15 protein-coding genes and 2 pseudogenes are annotated in these 21,775 nt (G+C 51.7%); 10 read left to right on the top strand and 7 right to left on the bottom strand.

All coding sequences use genetic code 11. The annotated features are described in order from the left end of the window. Positions 1-15: 15 nt before the first annotated feature. Both ACUVOF_RS18330 and ACUVOF_RS18325 read right to left on the bottom strand, forming a co-directional pair. On the bottom strand, positions 16-930 hold the full coding sequence (locus tag ACUVOF_RS18330) for a dihydrodipicolinate synthase family protein (RefSeq protein ID WP_447045704.1): 915 nt from the start codon (positions 928-930) through the stop codon (positions 16-18). 410 nt (positions 931-1,340) lie between these two features. After that, positions 1,341-2,398: pseudogene (locus tag ACUVOF_RS18325) on the bottom strand (IS3 family transposase). A gap of 221 nt (positions 2,399-2,619) precedes the next feature. On the opposite strand from ACUVOF_RS18325, the gene ACUVOF_RS18320 reads away from it, so the two are divergent. Genes ACUVOF_RS18320 through ACUVOF_RS18310 form a run of 3 tightly spaced genes read left to right on the top strand, consistent with a single transcriptional unit; the run spans position 2,620 to position 6,100 of the window. Beyond that, positions 2,620-3,363 carry an IclR family transcriptional regulator gene (locus ACUVOF_RS18320; protein ID WP_447045703.1) on the top strand — a complete coding sequence of 248 codons (744 nt, stop codon included), beginning with the start codon at positions 2,620-2,622 and terminating at the stop codon, positions 3,361-3,363. Positions 3,364-3,369: 6 nt separating this feature from the next. After that, a complete protein-coding gene (locus ACUVOF_RS18315; RefSeq protein WP_447045702.1) occupies positions 3,370-4,659 on the top strand; it encodes an NAD(P)/FAD-dependent oxidoreductase in 1,290 nt (429 codons plus the stop codon). 34 nt (positions 4,660-4,693) lie between these two features. Then, entirely contained in the window at positions 4,694-6,100 is a 1,407-nt protein-coding gene (locus ACUVOF_RS18310; protein ID WP_447045701.1) for a Na+/H+ antiporter NhaC family protein, read from the top strand. A gap of 88 nt (positions 6,101-6,188) precedes the next feature. Here the strand turns inward: ACUVOF_RS18310 and ACUVOF_RS18305 are convergent. After that, positions 6,189-7,179 (bottom strand): annotated as a pseudogene (locus ACUVOF_RS18305) (IS30 family transposase). Between the two features lie 392 nt (positions 7,180-7,571). On the opposite strand from ACUVOF_RS18305, the gene ACUVOF_RS18300 reads away from it, so the two are divergent. Genes ACUVOF_RS18300 through ACUVOF_RS18280 form a run of 5 tightly spaced genes read left to right on the top strand, consistent with a single transcriptional unit; the run spans position 7,572 to position 14,187 of the window. Then, the gene (locus ACUVOF_RS18300) at positions 7,572-9,671 is read left to right on the top strand and encodes a hydantoinase/oxoprolinase family protein (protein ID WP_447045700.1); all 2,100 of its coding nucleotides are present in this window, start codon (positions 7,572-7,574) and stop codon (positions 9,669-9,671) included. After that, positions 9,671-11,317 (top strand): hydantoinase B/oxoprolinase family protein, encoded by a 1,647-nt coding sequence (locus ACUVOF_RS18295; RefSeq protein ID WP_447045699.1) that lies wholly within the window; start codon positions 9,671-9,673, stop codon positions 11,315-11,317. Before ACUVOF_RS18300 ends, ACUVOF_RS18295 begins: the two co-directional genes overlap by 1 nt. A 37-nt stretch (positions 11,318-11,354) precedes the next feature. After that, complete coding sequence (locus tag ACUVOF_RS18290; protein WP_447045698.1) at positions 11,355-12,353, top strand: TRAP transporter substrate-binding protein; 999 nt, start codon at positions 11,355-11,357, stop codon at positions 12,351-12,353. A gap of 12 nt (positions 12,354-12,365) precedes the next feature. After that, a complete protein-coding gene (locus tag ACUVOF_RS18285) occupies positions 12,366-12,863 on the top strand; it encodes a TRAP transporter small permease (RefSeq protein WP_447045697.1) in 498 nt (165 codons plus the stop codon). A gap of 25 nt (positions 12,864-12,888) precedes the next feature. Further along, entirely contained in the window at positions 12,889-14,187 is a 1,299-nt protein-coding gene (locus tag ACUVOF_RS18280; protein WP_447045696.1) for a TRAP transporter large permease, read from the top strand. Between the two features lie 5 nt (positions 14,188-14,192). Here the strand turns inward: ACUVOF_RS18280 and ACUVOF_RS18275 are convergent, their stop codons facing one another. From ACUVOF_RS18275 to ACUVOF_RS18260, 4 genes are all read right to left on the bottom strand, one after another. After that, on the bottom strand, positions 14,193-15,086 hold the full coding sequence (locus ACUVOF_RS18275) for a LysR substrate-binding domain-containing protein (protein ID WP_447045695.1): 894 nt from the start codon (positions 15,084-15,086) through the stop codon (positions 14,193-14,195). A 264-nt stretch (positions 15,087-15,350) separates the two neighbouring features. Further along, on the bottom strand, positions 15,351-16,232 hold the full coding sequence (locus ACUVOF_RS18270) for a LysR substrate-binding domain-containing protein (RefSeq protein ID WP_447045694.1): 882 nt from the start codon (positions 16,230-16,232) through the stop codon (positions 15,351-15,353). A gap of 77 nt (positions 16,233-16,309) precedes the next feature. Continuing rightward, positions 16,310-18,163 carry a TRAP transporter permease gene (locus tag ACUVOF_RS18265; protein ID WP_447045931.1) on the bottom strand — a complete coding sequence of 618 codons (1,854 nt, stop codon included), beginning with the start codon at positions 18,161-18,163 and terminating at the stop codon, positions 16,310-16,312. Positions 18,164-18,319: 156 nt separating this feature from the next. Continuing rightward, on the bottom strand, positions 18,320-19,462 hold the full coding sequence (locus ACUVOF_RS18260) for a TAXI family TRAP transporter solute-binding subunit (protein WP_447045693.1): 1,143 nt from the start codon (positions 19,460-19,462) through the stop codon (positions 18,320-18,322). A gap of 330 nt (positions 19,463-19,792) precedes the next feature. Here ACUVOF_RS18260 and ACUVOF_RS18255 point away from each other — a divergent pair, with 330 nt between their 5' ends. Continuing rightward, the gene (locus tag ACUVOF_RS18255) at positions 19,793-21,046 is read left to right on the top strand and encodes a 2-aminoadipate transaminase (RefSeq protein ID WP_447045692.1); all 1,254 of its coding nucleotides are present in this window, start codon (positions 19,793-19,795) and stop codon (positions 21,044-21,046) included. After that, a partial coding sequence (locus tag ACUVOF_RS18250) for an FAD-binding oxidoreductase (RefSeq protein WP_447045691.1) occupies positions 21,043-21,775 on the top strand: 733 nt, incomplete at its 3' end. The genes ACUVOF_RS18255 and ACUVOF_RS18250, both read left to right, overlap by 4 nt.

The raw sequence follows: 21,775 nt of genomic DNA, 5'->3' as shown, positions 1-21,775 counted from the left end.
AGGGATATATTGCGACTATTGCTGCTTCCATTGGTCCAAAATCTGTTGCAGGCCCTGCAAGTTTTTGTCATCTAACCGATCGACTCCAGGAGGCCTTACAGGTCCTACATCCATTCCGTTTAATCTCATTGCGTCTTTTACTACAGTCACGTTCGTACCGTTCTGCTCTAAAGTCCGCATCTCTTCGAAGCTAGCTATTTTCTCTACTAAACTCCGTGCTTCTTTCCAGTTAGCTTGTTCCAGGGCTTGATAAAAATGCATAGAAAGTTGTGCATTTATATTGACAAGCCCTGACGTGAATCCCCGTGCACCATAGGCATAAAAAGGCAATGCCCAACTCTCAGCTAGTCCACAGATCCATTGCAGGGAGGAACCTCTGGTAGCGCGGATGCATTCGGCCAAGCGTAATGGATCCGGCACGGCATATTTAACAGCCACTACATTGTCGATTTCGCTTAACTTTATAAAGTGCTCTGGCGTGAGACCTGGGTTGCGAGCATAGGCGATGACTGGCAGGTCGGTATTGCGCGAAATCTCTTCTATATAGTTGTAGAGCATGCGGGGTGACGCGAAAGGATCTGGTGGCTGATGAACCATTACGGCATCTACCCCTGCCTTTTCGGCAGCTTGAGTAAGTTGAACCGCTTCATGAACACTACGGCCTACACCAGCTGTCACGATGGCTCTGCCTGACACGCTACTAACAGCTACATTGTAAATATTTTCGATTTCACTGAGTGTTAAAGCATAAAACTCGCCAGTATTGCCGCCAGTGACGATGTTTTGCACACCGGCATTAGTGATGCCGTCAATGACCTCCGCTAGCAAACCGTTATTGATCCTGCCGTCAGCGTGATAAGGAGTAACGTGCACCCCCGATACGCCCAGCAAAGCTTGTTTGACGCGCTTTGACGCCTCTTGTTCTGCCATCAAGAACCCTCCTTTTCATGTTTGCTGTAGCTACCCGCTCTTGTCTTGTTATGAGTCGGTAGTACTGATCTTGTATTCGGAGATTAGGTGTCAGCTTGTAATGTTGTCAAACATTTATTTGTTGTTAAATTAGTGGAAGTTAGAGCTATTTTTATATAATTGTATATTTAACAGTGAGTTGTATTAATTTATAAAGCTCTGCATGTTTGGAAAGAGCGCTAAAGTCGTATTACAAATATACATGTGTCAATTTTTTAGCTAGGCCGGTGGGGTTCTTAAGGCAACTCCGTCTCGTCATGCCTTAGGTACAGAACAGGTAGTCAAGTGCGCGGTTTATCGTGCCTTCAAGTCGCTTTTGAGCAGCCAGCTGGATGGCACTTTGACCTTTCCCCTAAATTAGTACCATTGGCTCAATGAGATGCTCCACATTGCGCCGCCCTTTGAGCATATTCAGCGGGCGGCAGATAACTAAGTGAGCTGTGAGGGCGAACGTGATTGTAATGGTCTCGCCACGTATCAATTTCCGCTCTCGCCTCATCTATTGTTCTAGACCAGTGACGGTTAAGCAGTCCTATCGGAACTTACCGTTTAAGCTCTCCATAGGTGCATTCTGAGTGGGCTTGCTCGACTGGGTTAATCCCCGTGTCACTGCCGTTTTTTTACTCCAAATGAACATCGCTTTACTCGCAAACTCGATACCATCGTTTCAAATAGTGCTATGAGGCTTGCTTCGCAAAGCTGCTCTAGAAACCGAGCCACCTGACGTCCGCTAATCGATACGGAGACCAGCTGACTCACCATTTCTCGTGAAAAATCGTCCGCGACATTCATACCCGAAAACGTCGCCCATTCGTTAGCTGGTCAGAGACGAAGTCCATTGACCAATGCTCATTGACGCTTGTAGGCGTGTCCAGGGGCCGCCGTGAACGATGGAGCTTTTTACGCCGTTTAATGCGTACTTGTAGGCCTTCTTCAGTATAAATTTGAGACATGTGCTTTCGATTAATGACCAAGCCTTCCGCTTTTAACAGCGCGTACAATAGCAGGTAACCATAAGCAGACTGTTGTGTAGCCCGTTCTGGTTACCCTAAGCTTGGTACCGGTACGCCGTTCGGGAAATGCTTACAAGTTGGCAGGCGGAACGCTCTCTGATTTGGTGGCAATCAACCAGATGTCGAGCAGCCGATTTTCTGGCTGTAGGCGTTACCACTTTTTTGACAGGACATCCTTCATGGCCTCAACTTTCAGGAGCTTGTCAGCCAAAAGCTTTTTCAGCTTATTATTTTCCGTTTCAAGCGCCAGCAAGCGCTCGCTTCATTCATTTCAAGGCCAGCGTACTTGCTACGCCAGTTGTAGAAGGTGCCATTGGAAATGCCCAACTTTCGGCACAGGTCGTCCACCTTGGCACCTGCCACATGTTCCTTATAGCGCCAATGATCTGCTCTTCGGCATAGCGTGCCTTTTTCATAGTGAAATCTCCGTTAACCAAGATTAGCTGGAAATCTCATCAAGTTCATGGTGTTGGTTTTGGGGGAAAGGTTACTGCCAATAAATGGCATGTCTCATTTAATGAGATGAACTCATAAAGTTGTCTTGCTATTTTGTAACTCACATAAACAAAAAATGACACACGCTATGCTTGTAAGCGGCAGTAATGCTCACCAAACACCATCCACATTGAGTCATGCCATGCAGATATTGCAGATTACTGCACGTGGCGGCCATCGTGGAGCTAGCATCGATGACTATCTTGATGAGCTAGAATTCAGTCGTCCAACACTTTACCGATTACTAAAAGGACTTAAGCAGCAAGGATTTTTACGATCTTCTCCTATTCGTGGGCGCTACCTACTGGGTTATGAGTTGCTAGTGCTTGGTGCACAAGCGGGAAATGGTGCTGGGTTGCGTGATTTGGCCCGGCCAAGGTTACTGGCGCTGGCGCAGCGCTGGGGAGACAGCTTCTACCTGTTCGCTCGTGATGGCGTCAATGCTGTCTGCCTGGAGGTACAGAACGGTGCTTATCCGGTGGGCAGTTTCGTTAGGGCGACGGGGGGACGTTTGCCGCTAGGCGTTGGACAAGCGTCGATTGCCTTGCTCGCGTATCTCGGCGCGGAAGAAAGAAACGAAATACTCAGCCATAACGCGGAGCGGCTAATAGACGAATACGCGATTGCCATCGCTGACATCGACGCCGAAATTGCCCATCAACTGAAACATGGTTACGCCCGGGGCGTAGAAGGTTCTCTGCTTCCGGAATACAGCGGCCTGGCCATTCCTATTCTCGACCATAGTGGCCACCCCTTGGGTGCCATGAGCTGTTCGATGCTCAAATCGCGTATGACGGCAGATCACAAGCGGGAAGTGCTCCAAGGCATGCAGGAAGAGGTTGCCGCCATGGTCAATCAGGCCCATGGCCTGCTGTATCTGGATTAACGCGCTATGCCACACACGACGCACCCATCCCATCAGCGCCCTTGCGGCTGGAACGCTTGGCTAGCCGAGCGCCAGCCGCGCCCCGCTCTACGCGGTCACTCCGAGGCAGATGTCGTCATCATCGGCGCCGGTTACACCGGCTTTGCGGCAGCCTCTGCCTGGCAGCAGGCGCGCCCTGATGACCGCATCAAAATCCTCGAAGCTGACCGGATAGGCGAAGGAAGTCCAGGGCGCAACTCCGGCTTTATGCTGGAAATTGCCCTGGCTAACGATGCTCGCCCCGAAGAGCTTGAGCGCATGGAGAAGCTGAACGCGTTAAGCCGACAAACCATGGCGTTACTGCGCGAGCGTGTCGAACGTTTAGGCATTGACTGCCAGCTCGAGCGTAGTGGCACCTATCGCGCTGCCCGTAGCGCCATAGGGCAGCGTGCCTTGAACCAGTATGAGGCGTTTCTGAAGGCTGCTGGGCTTTCCTACCAGCGTCTGAACGGTAGCCAACTCGCTGAGCGAATCGGTACGCACTACTACACGCAGGGAATTTATTCGCCGGACTGCTATCTCGTCCAGCCCGCCGCATTGATTGTGGGTTTAGCGGATTCATTGGAAGCCGGAATCGAACTGCATGAGCACTCGCCCGCGACTCAAATAAAGCCTGAAGGCAAAAAGTGGCGTGTGACTACACCCGAAGGCAGCGTGACGGCTGGGCAGGTGATTTTGGCCAATAACGCTTTTTCCAGGGCCTTGGGTGCCGACCCTTCGCGGCTAACCGCGATTTATACCTACGCCGCCATTACCGAGCCTTTGCCGGAGCCAGAGCGCCAACGCATCGCCGCGACGACCTGGGGGCTGCTACCCGCACACCGCTTAGGCTGTACGCTGCGCTCCACCGCCGACGGACGTTTGATGATCCGCTCGCGTTACAGCTATGAGCGCGAAGCCGATAACGCCCGTATCGAGGCCGAACTGAAAGCGAGCCTTGAGGCCCGCTACCCGGAGCTCGCTCCAGTGCACTTCGACAAGGTCTGGGGGGGCACCACCGGGCTGACCTATAACGGTGCGCCACTTTGGGGCGAGATCCAGCCCGGGTTGTATGTTTCGGCGGGGTGTAATGGCGGCGGTATCGTCAAAGGTACCTTCCTGGGGGATGCCTTGGCTCGTCATGCGCTCGGCCAGCCGGTTGAGGATATTGCGTCGCTATTTGGCAAGGCGAGCTGGATGCCACCCGACCCCGTACGTCGGTTGGGTTTTTACCTGACCAGTGAAATGGAGCGCCGAAAGGCAAAAAACGAAACCTGACTCCACCCACCACTATAAAAAAAGAGAGATGACAATGGATCCTCAAGATCATATCGGGCTGCTGTCCGTCATGCCGGCGGCATTGGCTATCGTGCTGGCGTTTGTCACCCGTAATACGGTTTTCTCGCTGGCGGTTGCCTGTTTCGTTGGGGTGATTACCCTGGGCAATGGGCTGATGGGCTTTCCGACGCTGTTAAAGGAAACCCTGGGCACCACCAGCTTCTCCTGGATACTGCTGTTGGAGCTATTCATTGGCACGGTGATCGCGTTTTTCCAACGCACCGGGGCAATTCAGAACTTTACCGCCTGGGTGGAACGCCGAGCCTTATCGCGGGTACGGGTTCAGCTGGTGGCCTGGGTGATGGGCATGTTCGTTTTTTTCAGCGACTACTTCAGCCCTCTGTTTGTTGGTAGCACCATGCGTGGCCTGACGGATCGTTACCGGGTCTCGCGGGAAAAGCTGGCGTATATCGCCGACTCCACCTCGGCGCCGGTAAGTGTCATGGTGCCCATCACGGGCTGGGCAGTGTTTATCTCCGGTTTGTTGATCGGCATGGGCCCTATCGAAAATGCTGCCCAGGCGATGGGAGTCTTTCTGCATGCCATACCTTTCAACCTCTATGCATGGCTATCGGTGTTGGTCGTTGGGTTGGTGATCATGGGCGTCATTCCGCTCTTTGGGCCGATGCGCGAAGCTGAGCGCCGGGCTCAGGAGGAGGGCAAAGTGCTGCGCGATGGGGCAGAACCGCTGGTGGGTGAGGAACTGACGGAAATTCCGCCTTATGAAGGAGCTCGCACCAGTCTGTTTTGGAATTTTTTCGCCCCGGTACTGGTAGTGATTGGCGTTGCCGTAGGCACCTTTATCGTTATGGACTCAGCCAAGACCATGGAGGCTTTTCTAGCTGCTTCCGTGTTTCTAGGTATCGTGATGCGCTTGCAGGGCATTCCGTTCAACGACATCATGAAAACCTCGCTTGCCGGGATGAAGGGGGTAATGCCCGCCATCATCATCTTGGCTTTAGCCTACTCGCTGAACCAGCTTTCCAAAGACATGGGCACGGCCAACTATATCGTCGAAGCCACCGCAGGTTGGCTAACACCTGCTTTGCTTCCGGCCATGACATTTCTTATTGCAGCTGTTATCGCTTTTTCCACCGGCACATCATGGGGCACCTTCGCAATTATGATGCCACTGGCAGTGCCGCTCGCCTTCAACTTTAGCGGCGATATGATTACTCCACTGGTTTACGCTTCTGTCGCGGCAGTGGCTGGTGGGGGTGTATTTGGTGACCACTGCTCTCCACTGTCGGATACGTCTGTCCTTGCCTCGACAGGCGCCGCCTCTGACCATATCGACCATATCAAGACGCAAATTCCCTTTGCGCTCGCCGTTGCTCTGGTTTCCTTGGCTGCGTATCTGATACTAGGGCTCACTCTGTAACGTATAGGCCCTGCGGTAGTAAGGCAGAAGCAATTGGCGCAGGGCCGATTCTCGATTTCCCGGGTATATGAGATGCAGTTTCCTGAATTCAATTAATAAGTGCAGCACCTGCGGTTTCTATTGCTCCTGAGTATTCACCTAAGAACACCTGGGTTGGGGTTCGATAACCCAGCCACTTTCTTGGTCTATCGTTTAGCTTATTGATGACGCTTTGTAGCTCTGTATTGGACTCGTTTCGAAAGCCGGTCCCTTTCGGGAAATACTGCCTAATTAGCCCATTGGTATTTTCATTAGTACCACGCTGGCATGAGCGGTACGGGTCGCAAAATAGATCTTGGCCGACACGGCCTTGGCTACCTTCCTGTGCTCGGGGAATTCCGATCCATTATCCAAGGTGATAGTGTGAACTGCCCCTCGGCGGGGTGCTAATAACTGTGTCATCGCCTTAGCTGTTCTCGTGGCGGTGATCGTGGGCAGCCGCGCTGCTAAGAGGTAGCAGATGCGTCTCTCGACCAGGGTCACCAGGCCGGATTCTTTATGCCCCTTAGCACCGTAACGCCTTCTCAATGGCCGATATGCCGCCGTTCTTACGCCTCGGCAAGGCGCTGCTCAATGCCCACCCGGTACGGAATCTTGCCTAACCCCGCCCGCTTAGCCAGCTGGCGCTGATAGCGCAGCTGGCGTGGCAGTCAGAGCCGTTTTCATAATGTTCCGCCGTGTTTCTTGTCGTCCCAGATGAGCGCATAGATCCATTGATGGCTCACGCAAACCCAGTCGGCATTGGCCATGAAGCCACTGATTAGCTGGGGACTCCATTCGTCCATCAATTGGCCAGTCACCCAGCGAATCAGGCTTGGCAGTCGCTTCGCCACTTTCCAAGCGGTACGTCGACGTTGATCACTTGTCGATTGGGCCTGTTCAGGCGCATAACCACGGGTCAGACCGTTGCGCTTTATTTCGCGGCTAATGATGCTGCTGTGGACGCCAACGGCCTTAGCTATCTTTCGCTGGCTGATGCCTGTCACAAGGTAGGCAAAAAATTGGTATCGTTGGACTTTAGTCAGTTGTCGGTATCCCATGCTCTGCTTCACTTTGGTAGGTAAGGCAGAGAGGGTGCCGGCGCTGGCCCTCCTGCCTCTACTCTGTGATCCAAAGTGCTGCGGTTTTTCTATGAACCCAAGTCATAAGGTAGCTTTTCCTAAGGAAGATATTTGCATAAGCTGAAATTTAATCTTCATTAATTCTGGAAATACAGCAGTTGGGCCACCCGCAAAGGAGCAAGAAGATCTGACTGTCTAATCTTCAGGCGGTGTCATGCTCAGTGAATGGATCGCTTTTTAGACCTCAATTGTTTTTTCCTTAGACGAAGTTTTTTTGAATAGTCTCCCTATCCAGTAGCCGCTAGGTTCTAGTGAACCGATGGTTAACTAATTAATTCTCTAAAAGCTGTATTGGGAAAGGGGACTGGGTAATGGGTGGAAGCAATATTCGTGTTGGTGTGGACATCGGAGGAACTTTTACAGATGTCGCCCTCGAGAAAGGAGAAGAGATATTCTCTTCTAAAGTACTAACCAACTACACACAGCCTGAACAGGCCATTATCGATGGCATCACAAAAGCAGCTGAAGCGGCCGATATTTCCCTTTCGCAAATCGATACAGTAATTCATGGCACTACCCTGGCCACTAATTCCCTAATCGAGCGGCGTGGTGCACATACGGCGTTTATTACTACGGAAGGATTTCGCGACGTCATTGAAATGCGTACCGAAAGCCGATTCGAACAGTATGATTTAAATATTGTGCTACCAGCGCCACTCATCCCACGGCATGACCGGTATGTAATAGGTGGCAGGATCGCTGCCAGTGGCGAGGAGATGATACCTATCGACCACGATCAGCTTCAGGAAGTCATCGAAAAGATTCGGCAAGAAGGCTACGAAAGCGTTGCCGTCGGGCTGATGCATAGTTATCGAAACCCTATGCATGAGCAGCAGGTAAAAAAAGCTATTGAAGAAAGCTTGAGCGGGGTTTCGGTTTCGATATCAAGTGATGTATCGCCACAGATTCGTGAATATGAGCGTTTCAATACGGTATGTGCCAATGCCTATGTAAAACCTTTGATGTCTTCCTATCTGGAGCGACTCGAGGAGCGACTAAATACTTTTGGTATGACATGCCCAGTGTATCTCATGCACTCGGGTGGGGGACTGATTTCTCTTCGTACTGCTGCCGAGTTTCCTGTCAGGTTACTTGAATCAGGGCCTGCCGGCGGCACCATCTATGCTTCCTATATTGCCGAAAAGCATGACCTGAAACGTGTCGTTTCTTTTGATATGGGAGGCACGACAGCCAAGGTTTGCTTAATCAATGACATGAAACCCAAGACCTCACGCACCTTTGAAGTCGCGAGGTCGTATCGCTTCAAGAAAGGCAGCGGTATGCCCATCTCCATCCCAGTCATCGAAATGGTGGAGATCGGTGCTGGTGGCGGGTCGATTGCCTCCGTGGATGACCTGAAACAGATCCGTATCGGACCTGAAAGTGCCGGTTCGGAACCGGGGCCAGCCTGCTACGGCCTTGGTGGGAAACATCCCACCGTCACCGATGCCGATCTCCTACTAGGCAAGCTGGATCCTCAGGGGTTTGCCGGGGGCAGCATGAGGCTCGATACCGAGGCCGCCCATACTGCCCTGGACAGGAAGATCAGCTCCCAGCTAGGTGGTGTCGCGGAAGATGCGGCCTACGCAATCAGTGAAGTGGTGAATGAAAACATGGCCAATGCCGCTCGCATGCATGCTGTGGAAAGCGGTTGTGAGTTGGAAACTTACACCATGATCGCCTTTGGCGGCGCCGCTCCGGTACATGCCGCCCGTCTCTGCCAGAAGCTTGGTGTAGATAGCCTGTTGATTCCGCCCGGTGCGGGGGTCGGGTCGGCCATTGGCTTCCTCAAGGCGCCTTTCAGTTATGAGTCCCTGCGCAGCAGCGTCATGCGGCTCGAGAGCTTTGATCGTGAAAAAGCAAACTTGCTGATTGAGGATATGCGCCAGGAAGTGGAGTCGTTCGTCGGCGATGCCGGGGGGGACCAGGAGTATATATACGAACTGAAGGCTTACATGCGCTACGCGGGACAAGGCTGGGAAATCCCTATCGAGGTGAGCGAGCTCAGCCTATCCGAAGGCTGTGAGGTTCAGCTCAAGCAGGATTTCATCTCAGCCTATACCCAGTTATTCAGTCATGCCGTCGATGGTTTGGATGTCGAGGTGGTCAGTTGGTCACTCAATGTGAGCTCCCGCCTACCATCGGCAACACAATCTTATTCGAACGATGCCGTTGACATTTTTCAGGATCCGATTCCCCACACGACTCGGCAGATCGTCGATGCATCACGAAACCGGCCGCTCTCCTACCTGGTATATGAGCGAGAAGACCTGCCGCCGGGTGCCAGGTGCGAAGGGCCCCTGGTGGTCGCTGAGACCGAAACCTCAACGATCGTGCCGCCGGGCTACAAAATGCAGGTACAGATGGATGGCTGTTTATTCATCGAGAAAAATAAGGTGGAGAAGATCTGATGAGTGTCGAATTGGACGTTTCCAAACAAATCATGTGGAACCGCCTGATCTCGGTGGTGGAAGAGCAGGCTATTACCTTGATCAAGACCGCTTTCTGCACCAGCGTTCGCGAGGCTGGCGATCTCTCAGCAGGGGTCTATGACAAGCGCGGACGGTTGATCGCTCAAGCGGTGACAGGAACCCCGGGTCACGTAAACACCATGGCCGAGTCGGTATTTCACTTCATTGACCATTTCGGCTACCACGACATGAAGCCGGGCGATGTCTTCGTCACCAATGATCCCTGGAAAGCTACGGGACACCTTCATGACATCACGGTCATAACCCCGGTGTTCAACCGAGATGAACTAGTGGGATTTTTCGGCTCCACCGCCCATGTGGTGGATATCGGAGGGAGAGGCTTCGGCCCTGATGGTCGCTCACTCTACGAAGAAGGCCTGCTGATCCCCCTGACCAAGCTTTTCTACGAGGGAGTAGTTAACAAGGACTTGATCGATATCCTCGCCAACAACGTACGTGAAAAAGACCAGGTGGTTGGTGACTTCTATTCATTGGCTGCCTGCAACGATACTGGTAGAAAGCGCCTATTGGAAATGATGGCCGAGTTCGGATTGGATGATATCGAGGATGTTGCCGAGTTCATTTTTCAACATAGCGAAGCGGCGACTATCGAGAAGATTAATCAGCTGCCCAAAGGCACTTATGACTACAGCATGGCAACGGATGGATATGACGAACCGCTCAAACTGAACGTTGCGCTAACTATAGACGATGGCGAGATTCTGATGGACTTTGCCGGTTCCTCACCACAGAGCTCGTTCGGCATCAACGTCCCGCTGGTCTACAGCAAGGCCTATGGCTGCTACGGACTGAAATGCGCCATCGCTCCACAAGTGCCTAACAACTGGGCATCGCTGAAGCCTTTCAAGGCAATGGCGCCCGACAACTGCATTCTTAACGCCAAGCGACCGGCGCCAGTGGCGGTACGACATGCCATTGGACACCTGGTGCCCGACCTGGTGCTAGGGGCGCTCAAGAAAGCCGTGCCGAATGTGGCGCCGGCCGAGGGCGCCAGTGCTCTGTGGAACTTGCATGTCAGCCTGCATAAACAAGGGGTACACGAGGCGGAAACGTCAGAAGTCCTGTTGTTCAACAGTGGCGGTACCGGAGCGCGCCCCGGCTTGGATGGTCTTAACGCCACAGCATTTCCTAGCGGCGTTCATACCATGCCGGTGGAGGTTACCGAGAGCGTGGGCCCCATCATCATCTGGCGTAAAGAGCTGAGGTCGGATTCAGGAGGGGCCGGTGAGCACCGGGGCGGCCTGGGACAGGTCATCGAGTTCGGTGCCCAGGAGGGCTATGCCTTCAGTTTTAACGCCATGTTCGAGCGGGTGCGGCATCCGGCCATGGGGCATGCTGGCGGGCACCCCGGGGCGTGCGGGAATGTGTACTTGAAGTCTGGAAAGCCCTTGAAATCGAAAGGATTGCAATTTATAGAGCCGGGCGAGACTGTCGTCCTCGAATTACCCGGTGGGGGAGGTTACGGCCTTGCCACCGATCGCAACAAAGAAGCGGTACGCGCAGATATCGAGGATGGGTATATCACTCAGCAGACTGCTGATGAACTTTATCTAAAGCCTACCTGATAGCAAACCTAAGCAACCAAGAGTTGGAGAATTTAAGATGAATTATAAGAACACCTACCTGGTACCAGTTATTGCGGCTGTGGGCATGGTCTACATTCCCTCGCTACAGGCCAACACTAACTGGATGATGGCGACCGGTTATCCTGACGATAGTTTCTTCACACAAAATTTGCGCGAATTCGTCGAAGAAGTGGAAGAGAACAGCGACGGACGTATCACGATCGATATGCGCAGCAACGGTACCTTGGTAAGCCATGACGAAATCAAGCGCTCCGTGCAGCGCGGCGTAGTGCAACTCGGTGAGGTTCGCCTGGGGGCGTATAGCAATGAACATCCGGTATTTCGTATTGATAGCCTGCCGGGCCTGGCAACTACCTATGAAGAAGGCTATCGACTCAACGAGCTACTGCAGCCTTACTACGAGGAAGTGATGGCCGAACAGGGTATCTTGCCGCTGGCCTATGTTTCATGGCCTGGCCAAGGTTTCTTTGCCGATAAACCGATCGAGTCGACGGACGATATCGATGGTATGTCCATTCGGATTTACTCCCAACCGACCCAGCAGATGGCCCAGGAGCTGGGCTTCAATGCCACGATTCTTCCTTTTTCCGAGGTGCCTCAGGCATTCTCGACCAATATGATCGACTCACTATTCACTAGCGCCCAAACCGGTATCGATGTCCAGGTATGGGACTACGTGGATCATTTCACTTATACCGGCACGATGCACAACATCAACGCCCTCATCATCAATCCCGCTGCACTCGACGCTTTGGATGACGAGTTACAACAAGTGGTACGCGAAGCGGCGCGTAACGCACATGAGCGTGGCTGGGAAATGAGCCAAGAGCGTTCTACCGAAAACAATGATGTGCTGGAAGAGCATGGCGTTACGGTAACCCAGGCACCTGATGAGTTGCAGGCTGCGATCAACGACGTAGGCGAGGAGATACTTGCCGAGTGGCGCCAGGATGCCAGCGATGAGGCCAATCAGATCATTGATACCTACGTTGAGTGGCGCGATAGCGCAGAATAAGGGTAAAGCATCATGAGAATTTTTCTTGATGGTCTATACCGACTATCAGGCGGCTTGGCGGCTTTCTTTCTCGCCGCCATCGGCCTGTCGATAGTCGCGCAGGTAGTCGGCAGGCAGTTGGGGCATACGGTGGATGCGACCGGGTTCGCCGGCTTCTGCTTGGCGGCGTCGACCTTTCTGGGGCTGGGCTACTCGATGCGGTACGGTGCACATGTCCGTGTAACGTTGGTGATCGATTCTCTGCCGCCGAGGCCGAAACGCTTGCTTGAAGCGTGGGTGTGCCTGTGCTCCTTCGTTATTCTTTCCTGGCTCACCTGGAAGGCCGCCATTTTCACCTGGCAGGGGTATGTCTTCGATGAGGTGAGCCCCGGATTGATGGCCATTCCCCTGTGGATACCCCAGACGGGCATGGTGATTGGGCTTGCTGTCCTGACAGTCGCCGTACTAGACGATCTAATCGGTGTGCTGATGAAACGTGAGGTTTCTTACCGTTCCGTTCATGCATCGTAATGCATGCCTTTAGATTGAGGTGACCATGGATTCTACACTGATAGCACTAGGTTTCGTCCTGGTGGCGTTGATCACCTTGCTGGGGTCGGGCGTATGGGTGGCCGTGAGCCTGGCGGGAATTGGCATCGGCGCGTTGGCCATCTTTACCCCCGCGCCTCTTGGAGATCTGGTAATCGGCAAGATATGGGAGGCGAGTGGAGCATGGCCGATGACAGCGCTGCCGCTGTTCATCTGGATGGGCGAGATACTGTTCCGAACCAAGCTCTCTCGACAGATGTTCAATGGCCTTGCCCCTTGGGTGGGCTGGCTTCCTGGCAGGCTCCTGCATGTTAATGTATTGGGCTGTGGCATCATGGCGGCCGTAGCAGGCTCTTCGGCGGTTACCGCTGCCACTGTGGGCCGCATGAGCATGGCGGAGCTAAAAGAGCGCAAGTATAACGACCGCCTAATGATAGGCACCCTGGCCGGTTCGGCGACATTGGGGCTATTGATCCCGCCTTCTATTGTACTGATAGTCTATGGGGTTATGGCTCAGCAGTCCGTGGCCAGACTGTTTATGGCGGGCATATTGCCTGGGTTGATGCTGGTGGTACTGTTCATGGCTTATATAGCCCTCTGGGCTCTATTCAACCCCGATAAGATGCCGCCACGTGAGCCTCGGATGAGTATGATGCAGCGGCTCAGCGCGTCCCTGGGGCTCTTGCCTATTTTGTTCCTGATCGTTGCTGTGATTGGCTCCATTTACGCAGGTATCGCTACACCGACGGAGTCGGCCACCTTTGGAGTAATTGGTGCGCTAATGATCGCCTACCTGACGGGGTCGCTGAGCTGGCAGACCTTTGTAGAAAGTCTGCTCGGGGCAACGCGTATTGCTTGCATGATCGCGTTCATCGTGGCCGCCGCGGCCGTGCTCTCATCGGCGTTTTCCTTCATCGGGATTCCTCTATATCTGGCACAGATGGTGAATGCCCTCGAGCTTTCTCCGTACATGTTGATATTCGTGTTGACGATTTTCTTCATCGTACTGGGGTGCTTTCTTGAAGGTATCTCGATACTGGTTATCAGCAGCGCCGTCGTCTTGCCGATGCTGCAATCAGCCGGAATTGATCTTTTATGGTTCGGAATCTATGCAGTAGTAATAATCGAGATGGCACAGATCACCCCCCCAGTGGGGTTCAACCTTTTCGTGTTGCAGTCGATTACGGGAAGAAATATCTGGCAAGTCACGCTCGCCGCGATGCCGTTCTTTCTTATTCTTTGCCTTGCCGCACTCATGTTGGTCATGTTTCCAAGTATTGTGACTTGGTTGCCTGGTTTGATGTAGTTCGACTACATCTGTGGTCTGGAGCTTTCTTTAGCCCACTGTGTGAAGTGCTTCACCAGCGGGCTCTCTTCTTTATTGTTCTGTCTTATGAGGTAGAACTTGGGAATCTTGTGGTCAGGCAGCTGGCTTAGCAGGTCAATACCCAGGGGGGCGACCAAGTCTCCTGCTGTAATTGCTTCTATCGCCTCGGGCCTGGATACCAGCCCCACTCCCATGCCAGAAAGTGTTGCCTTATAGATGGCCTCGTTGTCATGTAGATAGAGAAACTCCTCTTTCATCATTTCCTGCCGGGTACCCAGCATGTCGAAGATATCCAGCCAGAGAGTATTTCGGACCCAAGGGGAAATCAGACGGTGTGCCATCAAGTCGTTGGTGCTTTCTATTGGCTGTTTCTTTAGCAGGTCCGGGGTTGCCGCAATGATTTTCAGATCGTTCATCAGTGGATCGGCCTGGAAACCGCTCCATTGCCCATAGCCCCACTGTATGGCGATATCGATGTCCTTGGTGTCGAAATCGTTGTTCTCTGCACCGATGGATATACGCAGGTCGATATTAGGGTGTTGTTCTGTAAATTCATGAAGCTGGGGAATCAATATATTGTTGGCATAATAGGGTGATACATGCAGATAGAGCTTGTTACTGTCTTTATCTAAGGCATTCAACCCTTCCTCTAGGACGTCGAGGCTCTGAGTTATGTAGCCAAGCAGCTCCATGGCCTTGAGGGTGGGTTCCAGCCGATTGCCATTGCGTATGAAAAGCTCATAGCCGATCAACTCCTCCAACATCTTGATCTGGTACCTGACTGCTTGCGGGGTCAGCGATATTTCATCAGCGGCATCCTTCACCGACTTTCTTTTCATTATGGTTTCGAATGCGCGTAGCGCATTGGTAGAGGGCATTCGCTTTCTCATCCCTATCCTCGCATTGGCGGTTATGCACTTGGCTTGAGCGTGACAGAGCAAGGCGTGAAGGTGTTGTTATTGGTCATTTTTACATTACAGGTATTCATTTTTTATGCAAGATATCTCGCAACGTAGTTCCAAGAGCCGTATTAGGGCAGAACAGTAAAAAATCAGTGACACTATCATTAAGGACGGCAAGAATTTATAAGATTACGGAAATTTATAAGAAAGTGTGTTCCTTAAAAATTAATTGGAAAAATATTAAAATTGAGTAATATGCTCTACAAAGCGTCGCACCTTGGCGAGTTCCCCTAAGTGCTCTGGATAAACGAGATAATAAGCACTCTCACTGAGTAATCTATATGGCCAGGCGACTATAAGTCTGCCATCTTCCAGCTCTTCATCTACGGTAAAGTGAGGAACCAACGCGACTCCTCCGCCTGCCATAGCCGTTCGCACAAGCATAGGAAAGGTTTCGAACCGAGTGCCATGATAGCTGCGGTCAGTAATGATCTCTTGGTTTGCAAACCAATAGTGCCACGCGTCAGGGCGTGTCGAAAGGTGGAGTAGCGGTAGTTGTTTTAAATCATCTACCGAATGAATGGGGTGTTGAGCCAGTAATTCGGGAGAAGCAACAGCGACCATATCTTCTTTAATAAGCTTATGACAGGCAAGATTTGGCCAACTGCCATGCCCATAAAACAAGGCTATATCGATATCCTGTTGTTCAAGATCGAAATCTTCCACTCGATCATGAAACTCCAAGCTAATGCCTGGGTTAGCTGCTAGAAATGTTGGCAATTTATTAGCCAGCCAACGGCTACCGAAACTAGGTAACGTCGCGATTTTAAGAACCTCGCTATTCCCGCTGTAGGTCATTATCGCATGAGTCGACATTTCAATCTGTGTGAGTACTTTGCGTACGTCACTTAAAAAGATGGCGCCTTCTGGCGTAAGCAGCAGGCTGCGTCGTACGCGGCGAAATAGCTTATGTTGCAAGATAGTTTCGAGATGCGCGACTTGTTTGCTAACAGCACTTTGCGTGAGGTTTAGCTCGTCTGCGGCCCGAGTAAAACTCATATGCCTTGCTGCCGCTTCAAAGCACTGCATAGCCGCGGTAGAAGGGAGGTTGCGTGATGCCAAGCCGGGCGCTCCTGATAACCTTAAAGCCGCCCCAGTGACTAAGCACTGGGGGAAGCTAGGCATTTTATAATGGCTCATTAGGCGAGCGACGATGCTTCCTGATATTTGTCAGGCCGGCGTGATTGAAGCCAGCCCACCGCTGCCATGACTAATAGGCCCAAGCCGCTGGTTAGCAATTCGGGAACCACCATGGCAAGTCCTGCTACGAACAGTACCAGACGCTCCCAAAAGAGTGAATCGCGGACAAAGTAACCCAGTAGAGCGCTGCTTACTCCCATGATTCCTACGAGTGAAAAGAACAATGCGCTTAAAAGCCCTAGCGTCGTAGGTTCAACCAATACCAACATGGGATTGTAAATGAAGGCGTAAGGAATAATGAACGCTCCAATGGCCAATTTAACCGCAGTAAAACCGGTCTTCATTGGGTTAGCTTGCGCAATGCCCGCGCCAGCAAATGCTGCTAAACAAACGGGGGGCGTAATATCGGCAATAATACCGAAATAAAAGACGAACAAATGTACCGCCATTGGCGGAAGGCCAAACTCATTAATAAGCGCCGGTGCTGCAATCGTAGCGGTGACCACATAGTTTGCGGTTGTGGGTAATCCCATGCCCAAAACAATACAGGCTATCATCGTGAATAAGAGCGCAAGTATCAAAACGCCATCAGCCAAGCTAATAATGCCAGCAGCAAATTTTGCCCCCATTCCTGTCATACCTACCACACCAGCAATAATGCCTGCGCATGCAACTGCTGCGATCACTGGTAGAGCCACACGCGCACCTTTTTCGAAGATAACTAATATACCTTTCAATGATGGGCGTGTTTCTTTGCGTGCTAGACTGACAGCAAAAGCACATGCTATCCCCAGTAGCGCTGCTCGTTGTGCTGTAAAACCAACGCTAATGGTCGTAATAATGACGAGCAAAGGCAACAGCATGTAGCCTTTAGACAGTATGAGCTTACGTTTGCTAGGCAGTTGATCTTTAGGAAGGCCTAGAATGCGATGGCGTTTGGCTTCGAAATGTACCCCAATAAAAATACTAGCGAAATAGAGGATGGCGGGAATCAGAGCCGAGAACATGATTTCACGGTAAGAAACGCCTACATATTCCACCATGATGAAAGCCGCCGCGCCCATTAAGGGAGGCATGATTTGTCCCCCTGTAGAGGCTGAAGCTTCGACTGCTCCCGCTACCTCGGGTTTAAAGCGGGCATTTTTCATCATCGGTATGGTGAAAGAACCAGAGGCGACGGTGTTGCCAATAGAACTCCCTGAAATCATGCCTTGTAGAGAACTTGCTATAACGGCTGCTTTGCCGGCACCACCGGTAAACCGCCCGGTTAATGCGAAGGCTAAATCATTAAAGAACCGGCCTACCCCTGTATGCATCAGGACAACACCGAAAAACAAAAACAAGAAGATAAAGCGCGCCGATATTTGCAGGGGTGTGCCAAAGACACCACTCTCTCTAAACCATAAATAGGGAGACACCTGCTCAAACGAGAAGCCAGGATGAGAAAGCAAAGGGCTTGGTATTAAATTGCCAAATAGCGCATAGAGAATTGCCAGCGAGGCCATCACAACGATTGGCATACCAACGGTACGGCGTGTGGCTTCTAGCACAAAAAGCACGCCGAATACTGCAATCGTTAGATCAAAAACTGAATAGCCCGTGACCCTTGCACGAAGTACTTCTTCGTAAAATAGTATCTTATAGTAGGCGGCAAAGGTTGCTGCGAAGGCGAGTAGTATATCGTACCACGGCACTTCATTGCGGCGGCCTGCGCCGCGGGTTGCAGGGAATAGGATAAAGATCATCCCCAAAGCAATGCCCAAGTGGACAGCGCCTTGCTGCTGTGACGGTAGCGTACCAAAATAAGCGGTGTAGAGATGAAAGCATGTCAGTGATACACCCATTAGGGTGATCAGCCATCCCCACTTGCCTAGCTGCAGTGTCGAACGTACTTGTGACTCACGGTCATACTTTTCTAAAAGCGCCGCTTCGTCAGAAGTTTTTTTTTATCCACGATTAAACCTCTTGCATGTACCGCCGCTGGCTTTGCCAGCGGCGAAGTGGGAATATCAATCGGTTAGATCACTTAGGCTGTCAATGTCGGAGCGTTCACGTGTGACAATCTGAATGACTTCAGGATAGATGTGTCCGATAAACGCGACGTTATCAATAGCACCGCTTTCGAACTCTCCGCTGCCCGCAATGGCATCTTGCGCGGGTGCGTGCACGGTCATCCCGAGATCCATAGTATTATCACGGATGCTCACTAGGTTTTCGATTGAGGCCCCAGTTTCAATATTGGTGAAGTTTTGGTTTTCTAGGTAGCGGTTCCAGATAGTGGCCATCTCGCCGCCCAACGGGTAGTAAGTACCGCCTTGGCTACCGGTGCCTAAAATAAACTCTTCTTTGGCTTTAGTTTCGCCAAGTTCAGCGACAGGGTTGTCTACGGTGAGGCCTTGTTCTTCATAATACTTTTTAGCACCAGGGTGAATGGGCAAGCCTTCTGAACCATTCAGTGCATTTTCAAGGGTAATAAACGCAGATTGAGAGTGCGTATTTTCTTCAGCATGTTCATGCATTAAACGCGCTAGCTCATAACCTAGCTCTTCATCAATAGTATTCGTGTTGCCAACTAAAATGGCATAAGCCGTAATAGTATTTACATCTTCATTTTGAAAATCATAGCTATTAGCAGGAATAGTAAAACGCTGATAGGCACTATTCTCTTCAATATAATCAATAGCGTCATCGCTTAAACTAATCAGGCGTGCATCGCCACTAGAGGCTTGTAAGTTCTCGATGCTGCCAGAAGGTAAACCAAGAATACCGATAGAAATATCGATGTTGCCATCTTGCACACCATCAAGTGCAGCACCAAACCCTTCCTGGTAGGTGTTGTACTTATCGTTACCAATACCGTAAGCATCAAAAAGTAGTTGGGAAACGCTTTGGGTGGTACTGGCTGGGGGGCCAATGGCGATATTAGGTTTGCTATCGCCACCACAGCTCGCCAACAGAAGCGTAGCGCCAACGCCACATATCACTTTTGGTGACAGTACCTTAGATGACAGCACTTTAGAGGGGATGTTTTTCACATTAATTCCTGCTAATTTGTTTTTAATTAAATTATGCTTAGCAATTTTCGCAACCCGACCGTCAGGGGGATCGATCACTGAAAAATGTCGCGAAAAAGGTAGCTGGCTATTGTTCACGTATGCAGCTCACCAGGCAAAAGAAATTAAGTTGCGTACGCATTCCATTTTGTCATGCAAAGTGATTTTAAGGAATCGCTTATGTAATTAATGGTTTGTGCTTTTATCAGCGAGTCCGGCACCGTTTTACCTTTTATTAGTCTGTATAGTGAAATAGATGCCTTTGGTAAGTGGCTATGCTGGGTTGCTGCTGTTCCTGTTTCAAAATCAAGTGCCTATTTCTCGTGCATTCCTACTTGGCATGCATTTGGCGTTTTTTTTCGTTTGCGATTCGCTCTATGAAACTGTTTGATAAGGAAACATACGGTATTTTCAGGAGCGTTTACGACGATGGACCTTCCCTACGTCAGCAGTGCATTAAGCATCCTTCATCCGCTTTGTATTACTAAAGGGCGTAATGCAGAGGTATGGGATGAGGGAGGGGAGCGATATATCGACTTTATTGGCGGTATTGGTGTGCTTAACCTGGGGCACGGCCACCCAGCGGTGGTCGAGGCCGTCAAGGCACAGGTCGATACCCTTATGCATTCAGCGTTTAATGCTTTGCCTCACCGTGGTTATCTCTCAGTCGTAGAGCGCCTTGACCAGTTTGTGCCGGTTTCTTATCTGCTTGGTTGCATGCTGACGAACAGTGGTGCGGAGGCGACAGAAAATGCCCTGAAAGTTGCCCGTGGCGTTACTGGTCGCCAAGGGGTGATTGCCTTTGACGATGCTTTCCATGGCCGCACGTTGGCAGCACTCAATTTGAACGGCAAAGTTAAGCCCTATAAAGCAGGGTTAGGCGCGTTGCCTGGCCCGGTTTACCACGTGCCGTTTCCTAGCCAAGATAGTGGGGTAACCGCCGAGCAGTCGCTGGCTGCGTTAGAGCGTGTATTTGACGTAGAGATTGCCCCCAGCGAAGTAGCCTGTGTCATCGTTGAGCCCATACAAGGAGAAGGCGGTTTTCGCTTACTTTGCCCACAGTTTGCCAAAGCGCTGCGCGCGATCTGTGATCAGCACGGTATTGTACTAATTTGTGACGAAATCCAATCAGGTTTCGGTCGAACCGGTAAGCGCTTTGGTTTTAGTCACCTAGGCATCGAGCCCGATCTACTTCTGCTAGGAAAAAGTATCGCCTCAGGTCTTCCACTCGCCGCCTTAGTAGGTCGTAAAGAGTTAATGGATGCATTACCCAAAGGTGCACTGGGAGGCACCTATTCAGGTAATGCTGTGGCCTGTGCAGCTGCATTGGCGGTGATGGATATCATGCAAGACGAGACGCTAAGCGCATGGGGTAATGCTCAAGAATCGGCGATTGTCAGTGCATACCAACGCTGGAAGACAAGCGACCATTTTCCCATGTTGGGAGCCATGACAGGTATTGGGGCTATGCGCGGTATTGTCTTCGAAGACACTGAAAACGCGACGGGTGCGGAGCACTTAGCCAGCCTGTTAGTAGCCGGTCGTGACGCTGGTGTCTTATTAATGCCCAGTGGTCGCAAACGAAATGTCTTACGCTTACTACCGCCATTGACCACCGAACCAGAAATTATGGAAGAGGGGCTAGGACTCATCGAGCAGGCGCTGGAGACGCTCAAGGCATGATCGCAGTGGTCAGCGAGGGGGCAGTGCGAAGTGAGTATGTTACGTTTCTCGAAGCCTTGCGCATCCACGGCTTCGAAGGCGAAATCGCTCCCGATTACGCTAACCGCACGGTGCTGGCAACGGATAACTCGATTTACCAGCGTTTGCCCCAGGCGGCGGTTTATCCCAAGCATGCTGAAGATCTCGAACGGCTAACCCGACTGGCTGCGCAAACTACCCATCGCGCGATTGTACTAACACCGCGTGGCGGCGGCACGGGCACCAATGGCCAGTCGCTTACCGACGGTATCGTGGTGGATGTCTCCCGCCATATGAACCGAATTTTAGACATCGACGTGGAGAAACGCCGTGTGCGGGTTCAGGCCGGCGTAGTGAAAGACCAGCTCAACGCTGCGCTCAAACCCCATGGGTTGTTCTTCGCCCCCGATCTTTCGACCTCCAATCGCGCCACCATTGGCGGCATGATCTCGACCGACGCCAGCGGCCAGGGCAGCTGTGAATACGGCAAGACCCGTAACCATGTGCTGGAACTGGATACCGTTCTGCTGGGTGGAAAGCATCTGCATAGCCGTGCGCTAACCCCGGAGGAGGAGCAGGTTGAGCGTCAGCAAGAGGGTATTCTTGGTCGCGTCCACACCACCGCTGCCGCGATTATCGATCAACAGCGTGCGTTGATTGAAGCCACCTTTCCGCCGCTCAATCGCTGCTTGACCGGCTATGACTTGGCCC

The sequence above is a fragment of the Vreelandella sp. H-I2 genome (genome assembly GCF_052959335.1).
This window is presented reverse-complemented; position numbering and strand designations above follow the sequence as displayed.

Excerpts from the sequence above, each read along its gene's own strand:
- ACUVOF_RS18290 (WP_447045698.1), top strand. The coding sequence starts at position 11,355 with ATGAATTATAAGAACACCTACCTGGTACCAGTTATTGCGGCTGTGGGC.
- ACUVOF_RS18315 (WP_447045702.1), top strand. The coding sequence starts at position 3,370 with ATGCCACACACGACGCACCCATCCCATCAGCGCCCTTGCGGCTGGAAC.
- ACUVOF_RS18275 (WP_447045695.1), bottom strand. The coding sequence starts at position 15,086 with ATGCCCTCTACCAATGCGCTACGCGCATTCGAAACCATAATGAAAAGA.
- ACUVOF_RS18285 (WP_447045697.1), top strand. The coding sequence starts at position 12,366 with ATGAGAATTTTTCTTGATGGTCTATACCGACTATCAGGCGGCTTGGCG.
- ACUVOF_RS18310 (WP_447045701.1), top strand. The coding sequence starts at position 4,694 with ATGGATCCTCAAGATCATATCGGGCTGCTGTCCGTCATGCCGGCGGCA.
- ACUVOF_RS18330 (WP_447045704.1), bottom strand. The coding sequence starts at position 930 with ATGGCAGAACAAGAGGCGTCAAAGCGCGTCAAACAAGCTTTGCTGGGC.
- ACUVOF_RS18295 (WP_447045699.1), top strand. The coding sequence starts at position 9,671 with ATGAGTGTCGAATTGGACGTTTCCAAACAAATCATGTGGAACCGCCTG.
- ACUVOF_RS18255 (WP_447045692.1), top strand. The coding sequence starts at position 19,793 with ATGGACCTTCCCTACGTCAGCAGTGCATTAAGCATCCTTCATCCGCTT.
- ACUVOF_RS18280 (WP_447045696.1), top strand. The coding sequence starts at position 12,889 with ATGGATTCTACACTGATAGCACTAGGTTTCGTCCTGGTGGCGTTGATC.
- ACUVOF_RS18300 (WP_447045700.1), top strand. The coding sequence starts at position 7,572 with ATGGGTGGAAGCAATATTCGTGTTGGTGTGGACATCGGAGGAACTTTT.
- ACUVOF_RS18320 (WP_447045703.1), top strand. The coding sequence starts at position 2,620 with ATGCAGATATTGCAGATTACTGCACGTGGCGGCCATCGTGGAGCTAGC.